Genomic DNA, 21,147 nt, shown 5'->3' on the forward strand with positions numbered 1-21,147 from the left:
CTCACGCACAATGCTTGCTCACTTCGCTTGTCATTCGGGCGAAGATGCCACACCTGCAGGAGAATAAAAAATGTCATCACTCAGTAAAGAAGCGGCTCTCGTTCATGAGGCCCTGGTTGCTCGCGGCCTTGAAACCCCCTTGCGTCCACCCGTCGACCTGGATAACGAATCCCGCAAGCGCCTGATAGCCGGTCATATGACTGAGATTATGCAGCTTCTTAATCTCGATCTTGAGGATGACAGCCTGATGGAGACGCCGCACCGTATTGCTAAAATGTACGTTGATGAGATCTTCTCGGGCCTCGACTATGCCAATTTCCCGAAAATTACCGTCATCGAAAATAAGATGAAAGTGGATGAAATGGTCACGGTACGCGATATCACGCTGACCAGCACCTGCGAGCACCATTTTGTCACCATCGACGGTAAAGCGACCGTGGCGTATATTCCAAAAGATTCGGTCATTGGGCTCTCCAAGATCAACCGCATTGTGCAGTTTTTTGCCCAACGTCCGCAGGTGCAAGAGCGTCTTACGCAGCAGATCCTGACCGCCCTTCAGACCCTGCTCGGCACCAACAATGTCGCGGTTTCCATTGATGCCGTGCATTATTGCGTGAAAGCGCGCGGTATCCGCGATGCCACCAGCGCCACCACCACCACCTCGCTGGGGGGATTGTTTAAGTCCAGCCAGAACACGCGTCAGGAATTCCTGCGCGCCGTGCGTCACCATAACTAGTTTTTAACAGGAGCCGGGTACATGGAAAGAAATGTCACGCTGGATTTTGTTCGTGGCATTGCCATTCTCGGTATCCTGCTGTTGAACATCGTCGGCTTTGGTCTGCCTAAAGCCGCCTATCTTAATCCCGCCTGGAAAGGCAGCATCAGTTTGCAGGATGCCTGGACATGGGCGGCACTCGACCTCGTGGCGCAGGTCAAATTTCTCTCTCTGTTCGCCATCCTCTTCGGGGCCGGCTTACAAATGCTCTTACCGCGCGGTAAACGCTGGATACAGTCACGTTTAACCCTGCTGGCGCTGCTTGGCTTCATCCACGGGCTGGTGTTCTGGGACGGCGATATTCTGCTGGCGTATGGTTTGATTGGCCTGGTCGCCTGGCGAATGGTACGTGATGCCGTCAACGTGAAAACGCTCTTTAATACCGGTGTGGCGCTCTACATTATTGGCATTGCGGTGCTGCTGCTGTTGGGGGTGATTTCCGGGAGTACGCCAAACCGTTCATGGCTGCCGGATGCGGCTACGCTGCAGTACGAAGGTTACTGGAAGACCACGGGCGGGTTCATGGAGGCCATTGGTAACCGTGCCGATATGCTCTCAAATGGATTGCTGGCGCTGGGAGCGCAATATGGCTGGCAGCTTGCCGGGTTAATGCTGATTGGGGCAGCCCTGATGCGTAGCGGCTGGCTGAAAGGGCAGTTCAGTCTGTCACATTATCGCCGCACGGGGCTTTTCCTGACGTTGCTGGGGCTTGCCATAAATCTGCCCGCCATTATTGCCCAGTGGCAGCTGGAATGGGCCTACCGCTGGTGTGCATTTATTTTACAGGCACCCCGCGAACTCAGTGCGCCGCTCCAGGTGCTGGGTTATACCTCACTCATTTTTGGCTTCTGGCCGCAGCTCTGCCGGAGCAGGCTGGTGAATGCCATTGCCTGCGTCGGACGCATGGCGCTCAGTAATTATCTCTTGCAGACGCTGATTTGCACCACGCTGTTTTACCGTTTTGGTTTGTTCATGAAGTTTGACCGCCTGCAGCTGCTGGCACTGGTTCCCCTCGTCTGGGCGGTCAATATCCTCTTCTCCCTCTTCTGGTTACGTCGCTTTCGTCAGGGTCCCTTCGAGTGGCTCTGGCGTCAGTTAACCGCTCGTGCTGCGGGGATGTCATTACCCCGCACATCCAGATAACGATCTGGATCACAATCATTAACAAAATGGATGTAACCGTTTCCATTCGTGTGATGCCACTCACGTAGCGGACTTACGCCGACTGAGAGAATACTCGCCTTGCTAACGACAGGGGGTGTGTCTGTGAGCTTCCGCCATCCATACAGGGTAAAACTATGGTAACCATTCGTGACGTGGCCCGTCAGGCGGGCGTTTCCGTTGCGACGGTTTCTCGCGTATTGAACAACAGTGCGCTGGTAAGCCAGGATACGCGTGAGGCCGTAACCCGTGCGGTTGCGCAGCTTGGCTACCGGCCAAACGCAAACGCGCAGGCGCTGGCCACTCAGGTCAGCGACACCATTGGTGTTGTGGTGATGGACGTATCCGATGCTTTCTTCGGTGCGCTGGTGAAAGCGGTGGATGTCGTCGCGCAGCAGCACCAGAAATATGTGCTGATAGGTAACAGCTACCACGAGGCTGAAAAAGAGCGTCATGCCATTGAGGTTCTGATTCGTCAACGCTGTAACGCCTTGATTGTTCACTCTAAAGCACTGAGTGATGAAGAGCTTGTCGGGTTTATGGAACAGATCCCCGGCATGGTGCTCATCAACCGTGTGGTGCCCGGGTATGCCCACCGCTGCGTTGAGCTGGATAACGTAAGCGGCGCCATTATGGCGACCCGAATGCTTCTTAATCATGGGCATCAGCGCATCGGGTATCTTGCTTCAAGCCATCAGATTGAAGATAACGATTTGCGCCGTGAGGGCTGGTTTAAGGCGCTGGCAGAACACGGTGTTACTGCACCGGACACCTGGGTTGGCACCGGCTCGCCCGATATGCAGGGCGGAGAGGCGGCAATGGTGGAGCTGCTGGGGCGTAACCTACAACTTACCGCGGTATTTGCCTATAACGACAGCATGGCCGCAGGCGCACTGACGGCGCTGAAAGACAATGGCATTGCGGTGCCACCGCATCTCTCCCTGATTGGCTTTGACGACATCCCCATTGCTCGTTACACCGACCCGCAACTGACCACGGTGCGCTATCCCATCGCCTCAATGGCGCGACTGGCGACCGAGCTGGCGCTGATGGGGGCCGCGGGCAAGCTTGATCCTGAAGCAAAACACTGCTTTATGCCGACGCTGGTGCGTCGTCACTCTGTTACATCACGGCAAATTGGGGTAACGATCACTAACCTATGAGTTTTGATGATGTAACCGTTTTCAATCTGTGAGTAAATTCACAGTATCTTAACAACGCGCTGACTATGATGTCAGCGTTTTAAGAGCTGAAACACGATGTAACGGTGGCGACCCGGCAATGGGGGCGTCAGTAAGCCTGAAGCATCGACAATTGCGCATCACTGGAGCGTTACCTTACACGGAAGAAAGAATTTTTTGAGTGAACTTCGGCCGACAGTAACGTTTCACTACCTTGCTGCCCCGCCGACCCTTGAATTCACAAGAACTACCCTGCAAAAAACCGGAGATACCATGAATAAGAAGGTGTTGACTCTGTCTGCTGTTATGGCAAGCATGCTGTTTGGCGCGGCCGCTCACGCTGCGGATACCCGTATTGGTGTGACCATTTATAAATACGATGACAACTTTATGTCCGTTGTACGTAAAGCCATCGAGAAAGACGCTAAAGACGCTTCCGGCGTACAGCTGCTGATGAACGACTCGCAGAACGACCAGTCCAAACAGAACGATCAGATTGACGTGCTGCTGGCAAAAGGCGTGAAAGCACTGGCGATCAACCTGGTTGACCCGGCGGCTGCAGGTACCGTCATTGAGAAAGCACGTGGGCAGAATGTGCCTATCGTCTTCTTCAACAAAGAACCGAACCGTAAAGCGCTGGATAGCTACGACAAAGCCTTCTATGTGGGTACTGACTCTAAAGAATCCGGCATCATTCAGGGCGACCTGATTGCTAAACACTGGGCTGCGAACAAAAACTGGGACCTGAACAAAGATGGTCAGATCCAGTTCGTTCTGCTCAAAGGCGAACCGGGCCACCCGGATGCAGAAGCACGTACCACTTACGTTATCAAAGAGCTGAATGATAAAGGCATCAAAACTGAGCAGCTTCAGCTTGATACCGCGATGTGGGACACCGCAATGGCGAAAGATAAGATGGATGCATGGCTCTCTGGCCCGAATGCAAACAAAATTGAAGTCGTGATTGCCAACAACGACGCCATGGCGATGGGTGCAGTTGAAGCACTGAAAGCGCACAATAAGTCCGCTATTCCGGTATTTGGTGTGGATGCCCTGCCAGAAGCACTGGCACTGGTTAAATCTGGCGCACTGGCCGGTACCGTTCTGAACGATGCCAACAACCAGGCGAAAGCGACCTTTGATCTGGCGAAAAACCTCGCCGACGGCAAAGGCGCGGCGGATGGCACCGACTGGAAAATCGACAACAAAATTGTGCGTATTCCTTACGTTGGTGTAGATCAGGAAAACCTGTCTCAATTTACTGGTAAGTAATCTTTAGCTTTTCGTACACACAGGGCGCGAGATCCTGCGCCCTGTTATAATAACTATGCCAGGCCAACAAGGTATAATTATGGTCAGCAACAATACTCAGTCGTCCGGTGAATTCTTGTTGGAAATGAGCAATATCAACAAGTCCTTTCCTGGCGTAAAGGCTCTCGATAATGTGAATTTAAAAGTGCGTCCTCATTCTATCCATGCATTAATGGGAGAGAATGGCGCGGGTAAATCAACATTATTAAAATGCCTTTTTGGGATCTACCAAAAAGATTCCGGCAGCATTCTTTTTATGGGAAAAGAAATAGATTTCCATTCTGCAAAAGAAGCACTGGAAAATGGTATCTCAATGGTTCATCAGGAATTAAACCTGGTGTTGCAACGTTCTGTTATGGACAACATGTGGCTGGGTCGTTATCCGACCAAAGGCGTGTTTGTCGATCAGGACAAAATGTATCGCGATACCAAAGCCATTTTCGATGAGCTGGATATTGATATCGATCCCCGTGCGCGTGTCGGAACCTTATCCGTTTCGCAAATGCAGATGATCGAAATTGCGAAAGCGTTCTCCTATGACGCCAAAATCGTTATTATGGATGAGCCTACTTCCTCGTTGACCGAAAAAGAAGTTAATCATCTTTTTACTATTATTCGTAAGCTGAAAGATCGTGGCTGCGGTATCGTTTATATCTCACATAAAATGGAAGAAATTTTCCAGCTGTGCGATGAAATCACGATCCTGCGCGATGGTCAGTGGATTGCCACCCAGCCGCTTGAAGGGCTGGATATGGATAAGATCATCGCTATGATGGTTGGCCGTTCACTGAATCAGCGTTTCCCGGATAAACATAACACCCCTGGCGAAACTATTCTTGAGGTGCGCAACCTGACGTCGATGCGCCAGCCGTCAATTCGTGATATCTCCTTTGATTTGCGCAAAGGTGAGATCCTCGGTATCGCGGGACTGGTCGGGGCGAAGCGTACTGATATTGTGGAAACGTTATTTGGCATCCGTGAAAAAGCATCGGGTACCATTAAGCTACATGGCAAAAGTATTAATAACCACAACGCGAATGAAGCCATTAATAATGGTTTTGCGCTGGTGACGGAAGAACGTCGTTCTACCGGTATTTATGCTTATCTGGATATTGGTTTCAACTCACTGATTTCTAATATTCAGAACTACAAAAATAAAGTTGGTTTGCTCGACAATTCCCGCATGAAGAGTGACACCCAATGGGTAATTGACTCAATGCGCGTGAAAACGCCTGGCCACCGTACACAAATCGGCTCCCTTTCCGGTGGGAACCAACAGAAAGTGATTATTGGTCGCTGGCTGTTGACTCAACCTGAAATACTGATGCTGGATGAGCCTACTCGTGGTATCGACGTAGGTGCGAAATTCGAAATCTATCAGCTGATTGCGGAGCTGGCGAAAAAGAATAAAGGGATAATTATTATCTCCTCAGAAATGCCTGAATTGTTGGGTATCACTGACCGTATTCTGGTGATGAGCAATGGTCTCGTCGCTGGAATTGTTGACACGAAAACGACAACGCAAAACGAAATTCTCCGTCTTGCGTCTTTGCACCTTTAAGATCAGGGGCTCCTCATGAGTGCGTTAAATAAAAAAACTTTTCTCACTTATCTGAAAGACGGCGGTATCTACGTTGTTCTTTTGGTGTTGCTGGCAATTATTATTTTCCAGGACCCCACCTTCTTAAGTTTGCTGAACTTAAGTAACATTCTGACCCAGTCCTCGGTGCGCATTATTATTGCACTGGGCGTTGCCGGTCTGATTGTGACGCAGGGTACTGACCTTTCCGCCGGTCGTCAGGTGGGTCTGGCAGCGGTTGTTGCCGCAACGTTGTTGCAGTCCATGGAGAACGTTAACAAAGTTTTCCCGGAAATGCAGACCATGCCAATCATTGCCGTTGTGGCGATTGTGTGTGTTATCGGGGCGATTATCGGCCTGATTAACGGGATTATCATTGCCTACCTGAACGTGACGCCCTTTATTACCACCCTGGGTACCATGATCATCGTTTACGGTATTAACTCCCTGTACTACGACTTCGTGGGTGCGTCGCCAATTTCGGGTTTCGACAGTGGTTTCTCCACCTTTACGCAGGGCTTTGTTGCGCTGGGCTCGTTCCGCCTCTCTTACATCACCTTCTACGCGCTGATTGCCGTGGCGTTTGTTTGGGTGCTCTGGAACAAAACTCGCTTCGGTAAAAACATTTTCGCTATCGGTGGTAACCCGGAAGCAGCGAAAGTGTCTGGCGTTAACGTTGCGCTGAACCTGCTGATGATTTATGCCCTCTCCGGTGTGTTCTACGCCTTCGGTGGGATGCTGGAAGCGGGCCGTATCGGTTCGGCGACCAACAACCTCGGCTTTATGTATGAACTGGATGCGATTGCGGCCTGCGTGGTGGGTGGCGTCTCCTTCAGCGGCGGTGTAGGTACCGTTCTGGGTGTGGTAACCGGTGTCATTATCTTCACCGTTATCAACTACGGCCTGACCTATATCGGTATTAACCCTTACTGGCAGTACATCATCAAGGGCGGCATCATCATCTTCGCGGTGGCGCTGGATTCTCTGAAATACGCCCGTAAGAAATAAGTGCTCTGCGCCGGCCGCTACCTGGCCGGTAAAGCTAAAACCCCGTCTCGTTGCAGACGGGGTTTTTTATGGGCGGTTTACGCACATCGGGAGAGGGCATCCGCTGCGGTGATGAGCGCCAGATGGCTCAGACCCTGAGGGACGTTTCCGCGCCACTCGCCGCTGCGGACATCAAACATCTCGTTAAAGGTTTCAACGTTGCCTTTGTCGCAGAGCGTTTCCAGTATGGTGTCCATACAGGTTGTGGCGCGTTCCTGTTCACCCATATAGGCCAGCGCTTCGACCAGCCAGAATGAACAGGCGACAAACGTACTCTCTTCCTTTTCCACCTCGCTGTAGCGATAGAGCATGGGGGTGCCATGACCCAGTTCGCGGATGATGGCATCAAGCGTCGACTTCATGCGCGCCGGGTTGCATTGCCGTCCGTAGTGCCATGCCATGCAGAGCGAAGCATCCAGTTTGTCGGTGCCCGCATAGAAGGTGTATGCCTGCTTTTTCTCCGACCAGCAATGCGTTTCAATCCACTCCTGAATGCGCACTTTCTCCCGGTCCCAGCGCTCAAGCCAGGTCTTTTCAATGTGCCCTTCATTGGCGAGGTAAACGGCCACATCCAGGGTAACCCAGCAGGCCATCTTTGAGTGGGTATAGTGCTGGAGATCGTGCAGTTCCCAGATGCCTGAATCATCCTGACGCCAGGTATCTGCACAGGTGTTGGCGAGTGCGGCCAACAGTCTGGCGGTAGTGAGATCGAGAATATGGCCTGCCCGGACAAACAGCATTGCGGTTGCCAGTAAATCGCCGTACATACTCAGTTGCTGCTGATCCCGTGCATTGTTGCCAATACGCACCGGGCGGGAGTTTTTATATCCACTCAACGGTGGATAGTGCTCAGCCGGGACAATTCCCCCTTGCAGGGTATAGCAGGCAAGCACCTTACCGTCGTGGCGCAGGATAGTATTGGTAAGCCATGAGAATGCCGCTTTACACTCTTCAAGGGCCCCAATAATGCTGAATGCGCGAATGATAAGGCAGGCATCGCGGGTCCACGCATAGCGATAATCATAATTTTTTTCCCCACCTATCCCTTCCGGAAGCGAGGTGGTAGGCGCAGCCGCCAGCGCGCCGGTCGGCGAGTAGAGCAAAAATTTCAGCGCCAGCGCAGAGCGTGTAACGTGGCCCGGATAGGCCCCTTCATAGGTCAGGCTTTCGGCCCAGATGCGCCAGACATGGTCAGAGGTATCAATATGCCCGTCTATTTTTTCCAGGGACGGGATAGCAAGCGGCTCTTTTTCACTGACTAACAGGGCAATAAGGGAGCGCACGCCTTTACGGGTGATGAGTGTGCCTTCAATGGCGTGATCGTCATAGCAGGTAATGCTGACGTCCTCTGTTGAACGCAGCATGCTCATCAAATCACCGATGTGCATCACCTGACCCTGTTCCGTCTTCTGCATCCAGGGCGCTCGCGTACAGGCGGCGCTACCGGGAACAAACATCATGCGAAGTTCGACTTCACCCTCAATGCCCTCAATACGCCGCGCCAGTTCACACCACGGCAGTCGACCTGCATAGTTACTGTTCAGTGACTCGGTAATCAGCACGCTGCCTGAGGCAGTGTCAAAGCGGGTTTCAAGCACATTGCTGTTATCACGATAGCGTCGCTGAACACGGTACTCTTCTACCGGTTCAATCTGGAAATAGCCGCCCGTGGCAGCATCCAGAATGCGATCGAAGAGAGGAGGGGAGTCCATATTGGGGGCGCACCACCAGTCGATAGCGCCATCCGGCGCAATCAGTGCGACTGAGCGCCCGTCACCAATAGCCGCATAATCGCCCAGTCCCGCGTACCCGTCGATTCGTTTTGGGTGAATGTACGACTCGTTCTTCATCTTTTCTCCTGTTTAAGACAGGACAGCAGAGAGCCGCCCCGTATTAAGCGTAAACAGAATTAGCGAGAACGCTGAAAAATGCCGATGATTTCACAAAAATTTTCAATGATGACTTATTGCAGGGGGCAGGTTTGCACTTGCCTGGCCTGAATTGACGACACTTTCTGTCGGAATGTACCGGGCATACAGCGGGAGGAGAACAGCAGGCAGCTATCCTGGAGAATAGTCATTTTTGAGGGGGTAGCCACGGTAAGGGAGAATCACCGTCGTCATGGCGTTGAGCAGATGTAGGCTCCAGGAGCAGGTCAAAACCTGCCCCTGGATGTGACGGATTACACCGTACCGGTGCCGCCATCTGAGCACCATACCTGACCGGATGAATAAGAACTTTCATCAGAGGCAAACAGCACGTACAACGGCGCAATTTCTACTGGCTGACCAGGGCGGCCAAGCGGGGCAGAAGCACCAAATTGTTTCACTTTTTCCTGAGGCTGCCCGCCGCTCGATTGCAGCACGGTCCAGTAAGGGCCGGGAGCAACGGCATTAACGCGAATGCCTTTCGAGCCCAGCTGTTGGGCCAGTGCTTTGGTAAAGGCCGCGTTACAGGCTTTGGTCTGCGCATAGTCGAGCAGCATCGGGCTTGGCTGGTAAGCCTGAACGGAAGTGGTATTGATAATCACCGCCCCTTCCTGCAGGTGCGGAATTGCCGCTTTGGTTATCCAGAACGGTGCATACACGTTGGTTTTGAAGGTCGCGTCGAAGGCTTCGGTAGTCAGGTCTTCAATGGACTCGCAAAATTGCTGGCGGCCCGCGTTATTTACCAGCACTTCCAGCCCGCCGAGCTGACTTACCGCATCTTCCACCAGTTGCTTACAGAATGCTTCGTCGCGAATATCGCCAGGCAACGCAACGGCTTTGCGCCCTTCAGCGTTGATAAGGGCAATAACGGCTTCAGCATCCGACTGCTCTTCTGGCAGATAATTTATTGCCACATCTGCCCCTTCACGAGCGAATGCGATAGCAACAGCGCGCCCGATACCTGAGTCACCCCCGGTGATGAGCGCTCGTTTGCCAGCCAGTCTTCCGGAGCCGATATAACTGGTTTCACCATGATCGGGGATAGGTTTCATCTCCGATGCCAGTCCCGGTGGCTGCTGTGGCTGTTCAGGAAAAGGTGGGCGCGGATATTGAAGATGTTTTTTGTCTGCAGGAGTCATATTTATCTACCTCTTAGAGAAAGCCATTTACACAAAACCAGAATTTTAAGGTAGACCCAAATATTCGTTTTCGCTAACAACCAGGAATAAACCAAACATTAATTTGATTATTTATACAAATTTAAGGGTGCCAGTGGATTATTAAAAATGCCAAATTAAAACTTCGTTTTAAATAATCTTTAATTTATGAACGTCAAGAATATATCCTTACAATGTGCTTTTTTGAACATAAAACCAACAACTTGTTAACTAATCAATGTGCCGAAAATAACATTGTTAGAGAATTATCTTAAAAGAGCTAATAAGAGGTCTTACCACTAATGTCACCCAAAAAATATATTGCTTCAGAAACGAAAAGTTCACGCATTACGTGTTGTTAAATTTTTCGTTTCGGTGCTACGCTCATGGAGGCATAACTTTCGTCACAACATTCACAAGGAGATTAGGATGAACAACGAATCAGCATTTCCTGCATTTCCAGTTAATGGATGGCAGGTAGGCGCAGTGGAAGATCTGAATAGTGTGGTGATACAGTTTGGCTATAGCACATCACCTTATGCACCGGGTGGCTCAACGTTCGAATCGCAGTTTTTCAGCCTCACACCTGAAAAGGTACGCAGCCTGATTTATGATTTGCAGGTCAGTTTGCACAAGTATGAAGATAAAGTAGCCTGACGGATTACTGTCAGCAGGGGTGCGTGTAGTGGCAGCAGTCTGTAAAGTATCAACGGTCTGCTGCAAGGATATATTTGTAGCATTACAACGTTTTACCTGATTAATCGTGCAGCGCTCACAAATATGGATGTTTAAGGCTAATCTTAATGTCAGGATCGTAATCAGATCTATGCTTATTGATGAGACAATGAAGTAATGATGAGCTGGAGCGCCTATGAATGTTGTGTATTTCAAAGTTGATCATCCGCCGCATGAAAAAATTCACCCCATTCACTTCTACCTGAAATCGGTAAAGCTTATCCGTGATAATGAGGTTATTGCCGATCTGGGCGACCTTAAAATCACCTCATTGCCATTTTACTCCTTCAGCATTGTCCCCACGGGCTTTGGCAAAATAGAGTTTAGCCTTGCAAACCGCTCTCAGCTGCGTATTGAATGCTCGACAGGATATATAAAAACCGGTGAATATTTGGTTGCTACACCTGAAGGTGAAGTAATCATGTCTTTTAACGCGTTAAGCGGTCTGTGGACGTTAAATAAGGCGGAGAAACGGGTTATCGATATTCAGGAGTTTACCGAGCGCCACTATTATTTACTTGGCCCGGTGAGAAATATTAACCGTGGCGCCTCGGTTTACTGACCCGACACGCACTATTCCTGACTGTTTTTCTTTTGCAGATCAAGCAACTGTTCGATGGTAACTGCAGGGTAGTCCTGCGCATCGTTCGGCACTTCCTGTAAAGAGGGGATCGGCTCCAGCGGCCCCAGGAAGCGTGGCTCGCGTTTGAACACATACAGATCAGCAATGGTGGCGAGCCGCGCGCCAAATTCCCGTACCCGCACACTCCACATATTCTTCGGCGAAGGCACGGCATAACATTGTGCCTGAATCCCCATATAACGGGCGATAAACAGGGCGCGCTCGCAATGGAAACGCTGGGTAATAATAATAAAATCGTTGGTATCAAAGACTTTGCGCGTGCGCACAATCGAGTCCAGCGTGCGGAATCCCGCATAATCAAGAACGATATCGGAAGGGTCAACGCCGCCTGCTATGAGGTCTTTGCGCATGGTCACCGGCTCATTGTAGCTCTGCTGGGCATTGTCGCCGCTTAGAAGCAGGTAGTTAACTTTGCCGCTGTTATAAGCATTTAACGCGCCCTGAATGCGGTAGCGGTAATACTGATTAATCACGCCGGTGCGGTAATATTTTGCTGTACCCAGTACCACGCCCACCTGACGCCACGGAAGGTCCTGCAGATCATCGTAAATGTAAGGGGCGGTTTTCCAGCTCATCCAGCGATCCAGGCCGAGCGCCGTTAACAGCAGTAAGCCGATAAGGACAAACAGGCTGTAAACAAAACGCTTCAACATGTAGACAAACTCGGTACAGGATTAAATTTCACTCAAGGCTACTTTACCCGTTCGGCAAGCGCAAGAAACGGAGGTTCAACTGCGGGGTTTTTCACCACTGCGGGAGCGAGCCCGCAGGGGAGAGATCAGGCAAGACGTTCGTGGTCAACGTTCTGACAGCCCAGCGCACGCAGGGTGGCCATTGTGGCATCCCACTGCGTTAAAGGCGCGTCCGCTTTTTCTGCCAGCACCGCACGTTGGATATCCGGATAATCATAACCGCTGAGGCTCAGCAGATTGAGCGCCCCTTGCAGAGGGGGAAGGGTGGGGTTAAACGCCGCATTTTCGGCATAACTGCCACTGAAGATCTGCCCGTCACGGCAGAGAATGGCGACACCAGAATAGGAGTGGGTATAAGGGCTATGGCTTTTATTCGCCGCGACAATGGCCGCCTGAACGAGGGCATCGCCACGCAGGGAAAACCCATGATCCTGCTCATCGAGCAGCAGCGTTTTGATCTCCAGATCTCTCGGGCCAAAGGCATCGGGAAGGTAATCACCCAGCGTATGCGGTGCGCGACCAGGCAGGTTAATACGCAGCGTCAAACCACTGTTCAGCTCATTCATAAACTGGCGACAGTGACCGCACGGGGTGTAATTCACCGTGATGCAAACCAGCGCTTTCTCACCGCGCGACCACGCATGGCTGATGGCGCTCTGTTCAGCATGCACGGTCTGTTGCATGGTGGCACCGAGGAACTCCATGTTGGCACCAAAATACCAGGCACCGCTGACGCCCCTGGCAATGGCACCGACGTTGAAATGGGAGAGTTCAGTACGCGCGCAGGCGGCGGCAAGGGGGAGCAGAGCGAAGGCCAGCGCGTCTTCGTCCATCCCGGTGGCGTCAAGCAGGTCAGATACCTGCTGCGCGCTTAACATCGCAGGAAAGTGCGCGTCATCGAGAAGCGGTGCCAGCGCGGTCCTGAGTGTGTCCGCGAGGGCCGGAAACGCAGTGTGGAAACGTGAATGCATGGCGTTGCCTCATAACAGTGTAATGGGATCGTAGTTTACGGGCCGTTTGCGCCTTTATATGTGATCAGCATCGCACTGTATATGCAACTTATGAAATTCAAATGAAAAATGCGCGATCCATCGCAAATTTTAGCCCGCCATCGCCAGAATAAGCGGGAATAAAAAGGGGGCAATAAGCGAGGTGATAATGCCGCAGATCACCAGGGCCAGCGAGCTGAACGCCCCTTCCTGATAATCAAGCTCAGTAGACCGGGCAGTACCGAGCGCATGCGAGGCGGTCCCCATCGCGAGCCCTCGGGCAGATTTCGTCTGTATTTTCATCAAATTCAACAGGGTATGACCAAAAACCGCCCCCAGAACACCCACAAAAATCACGCATACCGCACTGATGGCAGGAATGCCGCCTATGCTTCCTCCTACGGCCATCGCAATGGGCGTCGTCACGGATTTTGGAAGAACCGAAGCTGCAATTTCAGGTGTCGCCCCCATCATCAGGGCGATAACTGAACCGGTGACCATGGCGACCACGCTACCAATAAAGCAAATAGTGATTATCGATTTCCAGCGCGCCCGGATCTGGTGAAGCTGTTCATAGAGCGGGAAGGCGAGCGCCACGACCGCAGGCTGCAGCAGGTCATTGAGGATTTTGCTCCCCTGAAAATAGTGATCGTAAGGGATCCCCGTCAGCAGCAGGAAAGGAATAATCACCACCATGGCTATCAGCAACGGATTAAGCAGCGCCATCTTAAAACGTGCGGCGAGTTTGCGCGCAGCGAAGAACACGGCCAGGGTCAAAGGCAGGGACCACCAGATATACGTCATCATTATTTACTCTCTTTTTTACCAACGACGTTACGTTCGCCATGTACCAGATGGGTGCTCCAGCTCACAACCAAAAAGACAATGAGCGTACTCACGGCACAGGAGACCACAATGGGCCCGAACTGAGCGCGTAGCATGTCGTAATACTGCATGACCCCCACACCGATAGGCACAAAGAGAAGCGCCATATAGCGGATCAGGACGTAGCAGCCAGGGGCGACCCATTTCGCCGGCAGGATTTGCAGTGCCAGCAGGACAAATAAAATCAGCATGCCAATAATGCTGCCGGGAATAGTAATAGGTAGCAGCGAAGAGAGGTAAATTCCCGCATACAGACAGGCGTAAATAAGAGCAAAAGCGCGCAGATAGTGCCAGATATTAGTCAGTGATTTACTCATGGTGAAAACCCTTGATGAACCGCATTCATCATACAATTAAAGGCTAAAATGTGCTACCGATCACATCATGAATTATGAGCATACCAAATATTCCTTTAGGGAACGTCAGGCCTTACCACAGGATAACGCCTGCTTTTCGTCTGTCAGCTTGCGTATTGCCTCAGTAATATGGTGAACGACTTCCTGTATGCCACGGTGGACTACACGATCCTGGCGCATAACCCAGCCTAATGTACGGTGCAGCGGGGGCTCCAGAGGAAAAATTTCAAGGCCCTCTCTTTCCAGCGGCTGCGCAACAGCCATGCGTGGCACGATACTCACCCCCAGTCCTGCACGCACCATGCGTTTAATCGCTTCGACGCTGCCAAGCTCCATCACCGATTTCGCCTCTACGCCAGCGCTTAAAAACCAGTTATCAATTTGCTGGCGAACGCCGCTACCGGATTCAAACACAATGAGCGGCATCGCGGCGCAACGGGCCGGGGAAAAAGGGGCATCCACGCCTTCGAGTCCCGTCGCGCCAATCACCACAAACTCTTCCTTCATCGCCGGGGTTATCTCTATGTTTTTGCCTGCCGCGGGCAGAGTGACGAGGCCGATATCAATCCTGTTTTCTTCAATGGCGCGAACAATGTCCTGGGTATTCCCGGTGCGTACGTCGACGGTAAGCTTTGGCCAGAGCTGACGCAGCGCCAGCAATACCGGAGGCAGTAAATGAATACACAGGGTTGCGCCTGTTCCCAGAACAACGCTGCCGCTGATGTGCTGCTGGTGTCTGGCGACAGCCTGCACTGCCGTGTTGACCGCTCTGTCAATCTCAGCGCAATGTTCGAGTAACGTCAATCCGGCAGGCGTAGGGCGGATACCGCGCCCGGTTCGCTCAATTAAGCGCGCCTGCAAGGTGGCCTCTAACTGGCGTATCTGCAAACTGACCGCAGGCTGGGAGAGGCCCAGCACCGTGGCCGCAGCGGTAAAACTTCCCCGACTTATCACCAGCTTATAGGTGGCCAGCTGATCGAGACTGAGGGTGGTCATGCAAGGTTTTCCTTATACAGGTCATAAGTGAAGACCTGTGCCTGAAGAGAGAGGGAACGGTTATCCTGCCTGCATCAGAAACAGGAGTTGAAGAATGCACATTACTGAAGCCGAAGAACATCATATTCCCGCCATCCACGCAATATATGCCTGGCACGTGGCCCACGGCACCGCCTCGTTTGAAACCGAAATCCCCACGCCTGACGATATGCTGGTGCGCCTGAACAACTTGCGTGACGCCGGACTGCCCTGGTTTGTATTGATCCATGAGGGCAGTGTTAAAGGGTACTGCTACCTGTCACGCTACCGGACTCGTGCGGCGTACCGCTACACGCTTGAAGATTCGATTTACATTGATAATGCTTTTTGTCGCCAGGGGGCGGGCAAAAAGCTGCTCGCCAGGGCTATAGCCTGGGCCGAAGCACACGGGTACAGACAGTTGATCTGCGTGGTCGGTAACAGTGAAAACGAAGCTTCACTGGCTTTACACCAGCGTGCTGGTTTTACGCTAACGGGCACGCTAAAAAATGTTGGGTTCAAACATAATCGTTGGCTGGATATTGTTATTCTGCAACGTATGTTGGGGGAAGGGGCGCTAAGCGTGCCCAAGGACGCGCATCCTGCTTTAACCTGCGCATGACATCCACTTTTGCGTGGGTGGTCGTGGACCGTTGTTGTGACAAGCCTTATGGCATTACGCCAGCGCTGAACGTTAAGAGTAACGTTCTCTTACCTTCAGCGCGCCCGAAATAAGGGAAGGGGCATCACTCCGGTGCCGCTTTTTACGAGCCCGTTTCCATAAGCGGAAAAAGCATTACCCCTGAAACGTGAAAAATGCCACAATGGTGGCTGTTTATACAGTGTTTCAGGTTTGACGATGGCCCTTACCACTGCGTTAAGAGCGCAAATTGCCGCCTGGTATAAGGCGTTGCAACAACAGATCCCCGATTTTATTCCCCGAGCCCCGCAACGACAGATGATTGCCGATGTGGCGAAAACCCTCGCCGGGGACGAAGGACGGCATCTGGCAATCGAAGCGCCAACGGGGGTCGGCAAAACCCTCTCCTATCTGATTCCGGGGATCGCCATTGCTCGTGAAGAGCAGAAAACGCTGGTGGTCAGCACCGCTAACGTCGCTCTGCAGGATCAAATTTTCAGTAAGGATCTGCCGCTGCTGCGCAAGATTATCCCGGACCTGCGCTTTACCGCGGCCTTTGGGCGCGGGCGCTATGTCTGCCCGCGTAATCTGGCAGCGCTCTCCAGTACCGATCCCACACAGCAGGATCTGCTGGCCTTCCTTGAGGATGAGCTCACGCCAAATAATCAGGAGGAGCAGAAGCTTTGCGCCACGCTGAAAGCCTCTCTGGACAGCTACAAATGGGATGGCCTGCGCGATCATACCGATAAGCCGATAAGCGACGATCTCTGGCGGCGTCTCAGCACGGACAAAGCCAGCTGTCTGAATCGTAACTGCCATTACTACCGTGAATGCCCGTTTTTTGTCGCACGTCGTGAGATTCAGGAGGCAGAAGTGGTGGTGGCGAATCATGCGCTGGTGATGGCCGCACTGGAAAGTGAAGCGGTATTGCCCGAGCCGAAAAATTTGCTGCTGGTACTGGATGAAGGCCACCACCTGCCTGATGTGGCCCGTGATGCGCTGGAAATGAGCGCTGAAATCACCGCACCCTGGTTTCGTCTGCAACTTGACCTGTTCAGTAAACTGGTAGCGACCTGCCTTGAGCAGTTCCGGCCCAAAACTACGCCGCCGCTGGCGAACCCGGAACGCTTTAATGCCCATAACGAAGAACTGTACGAGCTTATTGCCTCGCTGAATAACATTCTCTGTCTTTATCTTCCCGCAGGTCAGGAAGCGGAACACCGCTTTACGATGGGGGAACTTCCCGAAGAGGTGATGGTGATTTGTCAGCGGCTGGCAAAGCTTACCGAGATGCTGCGCGGGCTGGCAGAGCTATTTTTGAACGATCTGAGTGAGAAAACCGGCACCCATGACATCGTGCGTCTTCATCGGGTACTGTTGCAGATGAACCGGGCGCTGGGCATGTTTGAATCCCAGAGCAAACTCTGGCGGCTGGCCTCAATGGCGCAGGCCTCTGGCGCACCGGTCTCCAAGTGGGTTACCCGCGAAGTACGGGACGGGCAAATTCACCTGTTCTTCCACTGCGTTGGCATTCGCGTCAGCGATCAGCTGGAAAAACTGCTCTGGCGCAGCGTACCGCACATTGTGGTCACCTCTGCCACCTTACGCTCGCTTAATAGCTTTTCACGCCTGCAGGAGATGAGTGGCCTCAAACCCAAAGCGGGCGACCGTTTTGTGGCGCTGGACTCTCCCTTCAACCATGTTGAGCAGGGGAAAATCGTTATCCCGCAGATGCGTCATGCGCCGCTTATTGACAATGAAGCGGCGCACCTGGCCGAAATGGCAGCCTATTTTCGCGAACAGGTTGAGAGTAAAGCCCACCGCGGAATGCTGGTGCTGTTTGCCAGTCAGCGGGCGATGCAGCTCTTTTTAACCTTTGTTACAGACTTGCGTTTGTTACTGCTGGTGCAGGGCGATCAGCCCCGCTACCGGCTGGTTGAACTTCACCGTAAACGCATCGATGAAGGGGAACGTAGCGTGCTGGTCGGTTTACAGTCCTTTGCGGAGGGGCTGGATCTTAAGGGCGACTATCTGACGCAGGTGCACATCCATAAAATCGCCTTCCCACCCATCGACAGCCCGGTCGTGCTCACCGAAGGCGAGTGGTTAAAAAGCCTTAATCGCTATCCCTTTGAGGTACAAAGTTTACCAAGCGCCTCGTTTACCCTCATTCAGCAGGTGGGGCGTTTGATTCGTAGCCACAGCTGCCACGGTGAAGTGGTGATTTACGACAATCGCTTGCTGAGCAAAAGTTACGGCAAGCGCCTGCTTGACGCGCTCCCGGTTTTTCCTATTTCCCAACCCACTGTTCCTGACGTTATAGTGAAGAGACCGAAGCAAAGCCGCCGTAAGCGCCGCTGAAAATGTGAGTCAGTGAGGAGTGTCGATGGATTACCGCAAGATCATCAAAGAGATTGGTCGGGGAAAAAACCATGCCCGCGATCTGGATTTTGACACCGCCCGTGGGCTGTATTCCCGGATGTTAAGTGGTGATGTCCCGGATCTTGAACTGGGTGGTATCCTGCTGGCCCTGCGAATAAAAGGGGAAGGCGAAGCAGAAATGCTGGGGTTTTACGAGGCCATGCAGCAGCAGACCCTACGCCTGACGCCACCGGTCGCGAAACCGATGCCGATTGTCATACCCAGCTATAACGGTGCGCGTAAGCAGGCAAACCTGACGCCGCTGCTGGCGATCCTGCTCAATAAACTGGGTTTCCCGGTTGTGGTTCACGGCGTAAGCATCGATCCGACCCGGGTAGTCAGCGAAACCATTTTCGCTATGCTCGGGATTGAAGCTACACATCATGCCGGGCAGGCACAGGCAAAACTGGAAGGTCAAAAGCCTGTGTTTATACCCGTGAGCGCGCTGTGCCCACCGCTGGAAAAACAGCTCTCTCTGCGCTGGGTGATGGGTGTCCGTAACAGCGCCCATACGCTCGCGAAACTGGCGACGCCCTTTGAGAAGGACGCTGCACTTCGCCTCTCCAGTGTTTCTCACCCGGAGTATATTCCACGCGTCGGTAAGTTTTTTGCCGACATTGGCGGCCGTGGTTTGCTGATGCATGGAACGGAAGGCGAAGTGTACGCCAACCCACAGCGTTGTCCGCAAATCACGCTCATCGACGCGCAGGGCACGCGTGTGCTCTTTGAACGTCAGGATGCCCCGACGCAAGCGGTTTTACCCTCAGCAAAAGACCCCGAAACCACAGCGCGCTGGATTGAGCACTGCCTGTGCGGGCGTGAACCGATACCGGAATCCTTAAAGATTCAGATGGCGTGCTGTCTGGTGGCGACGGGTGAGTGCAGTTCACTGGAAGCCGCGCACTCGCGCATTGCAAGCCACTTCTGATCGACAGGCAAAAAAAAGCCCGTCTCATCACTGGACGGGCTAAAAAGGGTAATAACAACAGGGTCAATGAGGGGTGGAGCATCCGTCAGAGGGTTAGTCTACGGGGTACATCAATTTAGGTTACTTGTAGATAACTGCAGTGCCGCTCAGTTTGTTGCTGGTGTTGGCAGAGGTGATGCTATAACCCGTTGCGCCAGCAGCAGCAGCTTTTTCAGCCAGTTGTGCTTCCAGACCATCCAGAGTGGTAGCGCCTTCGGCGGAAACGACACCGATTTTATTCATGTTCTGGGCCTGCGCCGGGTTAATCGCCTCTGCGGCGAAAGCACCGAAGGACAGAGTAGAAAGGGCGATGGCAGCAACAGCATATTTGATGGTTTTCATAGTTAATCTCTCGCAGGTTATTCTGTTCAGGGGACGTTCTTCCGTCGATGTGATAAGTATCACGGTTTTTTACGAGAGAGAAAATCTAAGAGAATTGACGGCCTTGTTTAAAAAAATTGAATAACTTTTAACGTGTTGATTTATCTGTTAATAATTAAAAAGCAGCGCTTTTTTTGCCGCTTCGTCTGACGGGGTTAAAGGGTTAGGCACAGAATGCTACTTTTTATCGGCATAAATGTGCGCGCAAGCGAAACCGCTTGCGCTGCATAAATCGGTAAAACAGAGTCAACGAAGCTGGCTGTCTTTGGAACCTCTGCGATTATATCCTGCATGTGTCGAGTTTTGTAAATCTTTCTGCTGCTGACACTGAAGACAGAATCGTACCCCCGGAATCGCTTTACGCCGTGCATCAGGAATAGGTTCTCCGCACTCGGCGCACTCTTTAAGGCTTTCACCTTTAGGCAGGTCGTTACGCGCCCGCGCTACTGCATCTTCAATAGTGCTGTCGATCTGATCCTGTACTGCACCGTCATTTGCCCAACCGGAAGCCATCGTCTTCACCTCGGTGTTGATCATTCATAAGATCAATATTGCGTATTATTTCGCCATTTCAAGCCCCGGAGATAAAAAACCCGCAGCGAGTGCGGGTAAGCGCAACGCGAAAGAATTAGCGGTCGTCGGGGCGACGCATATCGAAACGCTGCGCATCCGTAATGGTGTAATAGGCTGTCGGGCCACCGGCCCGCAAAATGGGCTGCGCTTTTGCCGTCTGGTATATACCCTCTTCTAACAATGATTCATCAATATGGATGGCAACCGCTTCACCCAAAACCAGCCAACTGTCCAGCTCGTCACCATTGGCCTTTGTCAGTTGAATACACTGGGAGAGCCGGCACTCGAAATGGACGGGGCTTTCTGCCACGCGCGGGGCTTTAACGAGATGACTGGCAAGGGGTGTTAACCCGCCAAAAGCGAACTCATCCTCGCCGGGGGCGAGTGAGGCGGAGGTTTCATTCATTCGCTCTGCTAACGCACGGGTTGCCAGATTCCAGACAAAGACTTTCGTCTCAACTATGTTTCGCACGCTGTCTTTCCAGCCGCTACTGGCGAAACCAATAATCGGCGGGCGATAATTGAAGCAGTTAAAGAAGCTGTAGGGCGCAAGATTCTGCTGACCACTACTGTTTAACGATGAGATCCAACCGATGGGGCGAGGGCCAATAATCGCATTAAGCGGGTCATGGGGCAGACCGTGTCCCTTTGTAGGTTCGTAAAAATACATGGTGCGTTCCTGACAGCTGAGAGTTTCTTTAACCTCACTTAT

General features: G+C 52.3%; 21 protein-coding genes. 11 read left to right on the forward strand and 10 right to left on the reverse strand.

Going from position 1 to position 21,147, the window contains the following annotated elements; all coding sequences use genetic code 11:
• The first annotated feature begins 70 nt into the window (after positions 1–70).
• From folE to mglC, 6 genes are all read left to right on the forward strand, one after another.
• A complete protein-coding gene (folE, locus tag KXR87_RS04085; protein ID WP_437430979.1) occupies positions 71–736 on the forward strand; it encodes a GTP cyclohydrolase I FolE in 666 nt (221 codons plus the stop codon).
• Between the two features lie 21 nt (positions 737–757).
• Positions 758–1,918, forward strand: a complete 1,161-nt coding sequence (gene yeiB, locus KXR87_RS04090) for a DUF418 domain-containing protein YeiB (protein WP_437430980.1) — start codon at positions 758–760, stop codon at positions 1,916–1,918.
• 155 nt (positions 1,919–2,073) lie between these two features.
• A complete protein-coding gene (gene galS / locus KXR87_RS04095; protein WP_437430981.1) occupies positions 2,074–3,099 on the forward strand; it encodes an HTH-type transcriptional regulator GalS in 1,026 nt (341 codons plus the stop codon).
• Positions 3,100–3,390: 291 nt separating this feature from the next.
• Positions 3,391–4,389 (forward strand): galactose/glucose ABC transporter substrate-binding protein MglB, encoded by a 999-nt coding sequence (mglB, locus tag KXR87_RS04100; RefSeq protein WP_437430982.1) that lies wholly within the window; start codon positions 3,391–3,393, stop codon positions 4,387–4,389.
• Between the two features lie 79 nt (positions 4,390–4,468).
• Positions 4,469–5,989 carry a galactose/methyl galactoside ABC transporter ATP-binding protein MglA gene (gene mglA, locus KXR87_RS04105; RefSeq protein WP_437430983.1) on the forward strand — a complete coding sequence of 507 codons (1,521 nt, stop codon included), beginning with the start codon at positions 4,469–4,471 and terminating at the stop codon, positions 5,987–5,989.
• Positions 5,990–6,004: 15 nt separating this feature from the next.
• A complete protein-coding gene (gene mglC / locus KXR87_RS04110) occupies positions 6,005–7,015 on the forward strand; it encodes a galactose/methyl galactoside ABC transporter permease MglC (protein WP_437430984.1) in 1,011 nt (336 codons plus the stop codon).
• A gap of 77 nt (positions 7,016–7,092) precedes the next feature.
• On the opposite strand, the gene KXR87_RS04115 is transcribed toward mglC, so the two are convergent.
• Together KXR87_RS04115 and KXR87_RS04120 are read right to left on the reverse strand one after the other, a co-directional pair.
• Positions 7,093–8,904 carry a glycoside hydrolase family 15 protein gene (locus KXR87_RS04115; protein WP_437430985.1) on the reverse strand — a complete coding sequence of 604 codons (1,812 nt, stop codon included), beginning with the start codon at positions 8,902–8,904 and terminating at the stop codon, positions 7,093–7,095.
• 332 nt (positions 8,905–9,236) lie between these two features.
• Complete coding sequence (locus KXR87_RS04120; protein ID WP_437430986.1) at positions 9,237–10,121, reverse strand: SDR family oxidoreductase; 885 nt, start codon at positions 10,119–10,121, stop codon at positions 9,237–9,239.
• A gap of 447 nt (positions 10,122–10,568) precedes the next feature.
• Between KXR87_RS04120 and KXR87_RS04125 the strand changes: the two genes are divergently transcribed.
• Together KXR87_RS04125 and KXR87_RS04130 are read left to right on the forward strand one after the other, a co-directional pair.
• Positions 10,569–10,796, forward strand: coding sequence for a hypothetical protein (locus tag KXR87_RS04125; protein WP_437430987.1), 228 nt, complete (start codon positions 10,569–10,571; stop codon positions 10,794–10,796).
• Between the two features lie 214 nt (positions 10,797–11,010).
• Positions 11,011–11,436: a hypothetical protein gene (locus KXR87_RS04130; protein ID WP_437430988.1), complete on the forward strand. Its 426-nt coding sequence runs from the start codon at positions 11,011–11,013 to the stop codon at positions 11,434–11,436.
• Positions 11,437–11,447: 11 nt separating this feature from the next.
• Here KXR87_RS04130 and sanA read toward each other — a convergent pair whose 3' ends face one another.
• The 5 genes from sanA to KXR87_RS04155 all read right to left on the reverse strand — a co-directional run bounded on the left by sanA (position 11,448) and on the right by KXR87_RS04155 (position 15,435).
• On the reverse strand, positions 11,448–12,170 hold the full coding sequence (gene sanA, locus KXR87_RS04135; RefSeq protein ID WP_437430989.1) for an outer membrane permeability protein SanA: 723 nt from the start codon (positions 12,168–12,170) through the stop codon (positions 11,448–11,450).
• A gap of 125 nt (positions 12,171–12,295) precedes the next feature.
• The gene (gene cdd, locus KXR87_RS04140; RefSeq protein WP_437430990.1) at positions 12,296–13,180 is read right to left on the reverse strand and encodes a cytidine deaminase; all 885 of its coding nucleotides are present in this window, start codon (positions 13,178–13,180) and stop codon (positions 12,296–12,298) included.
• Between the two features lie 129 nt (positions 13,181–13,309).
• Entirely contained in the window at positions 13,310–14,005 is a 696-nt protein-coding gene (locus KXR87_RS04145) for a CidB/LrgB family autolysis modulator (RefSeq protein WP_437430991.1), read from the reverse strand.
• A complete protein-coding gene (locus KXR87_RS04150) occupies positions 14,005–14,400 on the reverse strand; it encodes a CidA/LrgA family protein (protein ID WP_437430992.1) in 396 nt (131 codons plus the stop codon). The genes KXR87_RS04145 and KXR87_RS04150 overlap by 1 nt, the downstream gene beginning before the upstream one ends.
• Before the next feature lie 105 nt (positions 14,401–14,505).
• A complete protein-coding gene (locus tag KXR87_RS04155) occupies positions 14,506–15,435 on the reverse strand; it encodes a LysR family transcriptional regulator (protein ID WP_437430993.1) in 930 nt (309 codons plus the stop codon).
• Between the two features lie 94 nt (positions 15,436–15,529).
• On the opposite strand from KXR87_RS04155, the gene KXR87_RS04160 reads away from it, so the two are divergent.
• The 3 genes from KXR87_RS04160 to ybiB all read left to right on the forward strand — a co-directional run bounded on the left by KXR87_RS04160 (position 15,530) and on the right by ybiB (position 19,442).
• Positions 15,530–16,075: an N-acetyltransferase family protein gene (locus tag KXR87_RS04160; protein WP_437430994.1), complete on the forward strand. Its 546-nt coding sequence runs from the start codon at positions 15,530–15,532 to the stop codon at positions 16,073–16,075.
• 237 nt (positions 16,076–16,312) lie between these two features.
• Entirely contained in the window at positions 16,313–18,454 is a 2,142-nt protein-coding gene (dinG, locus tag KXR87_RS04165; protein ID WP_437430995.1) for an ATP-dependent DNA helicase DinG, read from the forward strand.
• Between the two features lie 25 nt (positions 18,455–18,479).
• Positions 18,480–19,442 (forward strand): DNA-binding protein YbiB, encoded by a 963-nt coding sequence (gene ybiB, locus KXR87_RS04170; RefSeq protein WP_437430996.1) that lies wholly within the window; start codon positions 18,480–18,482, stop codon positions 19,440–19,442.
• A gap of 120 nt (positions 19,443–19,562) precedes the next feature.
• Here the strand turns inward: ybiB and ybiJ are convergent, their stop codons facing one another.
• The 3 genes from ybiJ to KXR87_RS04185 form a co-directional block, all read right to left on the reverse strand.
• Positions 19,563–19,823, reverse strand: a complete 261-nt coding sequence (gene ybiJ / locus KXR87_RS04175; protein WP_437430997.1) for a DUF1471 family protein YbiJ — start codon at positions 19,821–19,823, stop codon at positions 19,563–19,565.
• Between the two features lie 285 nt (positions 19,824–20,108).
• Complete coding sequence (locus KXR87_RS04180) at positions 20,109–20,375, reverse strand: DksA/TraR family C4-type zinc finger protein (protein WP_437431033.1); 267 nt, start codon at positions 20,373–20,375, stop codon at positions 20,109–20,111.
• Between the two features lie 115 nt (positions 20,376–20,490).
• A complete protein-coding gene (locus KXR87_RS04185; RefSeq protein ID WP_437430998.1) occupies positions 20,491–21,105 on the reverse strand; it encodes a flavin reductase family protein in 615 nt (204 codons plus the stop codon).
• Between the last annotated feature and the right edge of the window lie 42 nt (positions 21,106–21,147).

This window comes from Yokenella regensburgei (assembly GCF_051486985.1).
In the GTDB taxonomy this organism is placed as follows: Bacteria; Pseudomonadota; Gammaproteobacteria; order Enterobacterales; family Enterobacteriaceae; genus CBFFRJ01.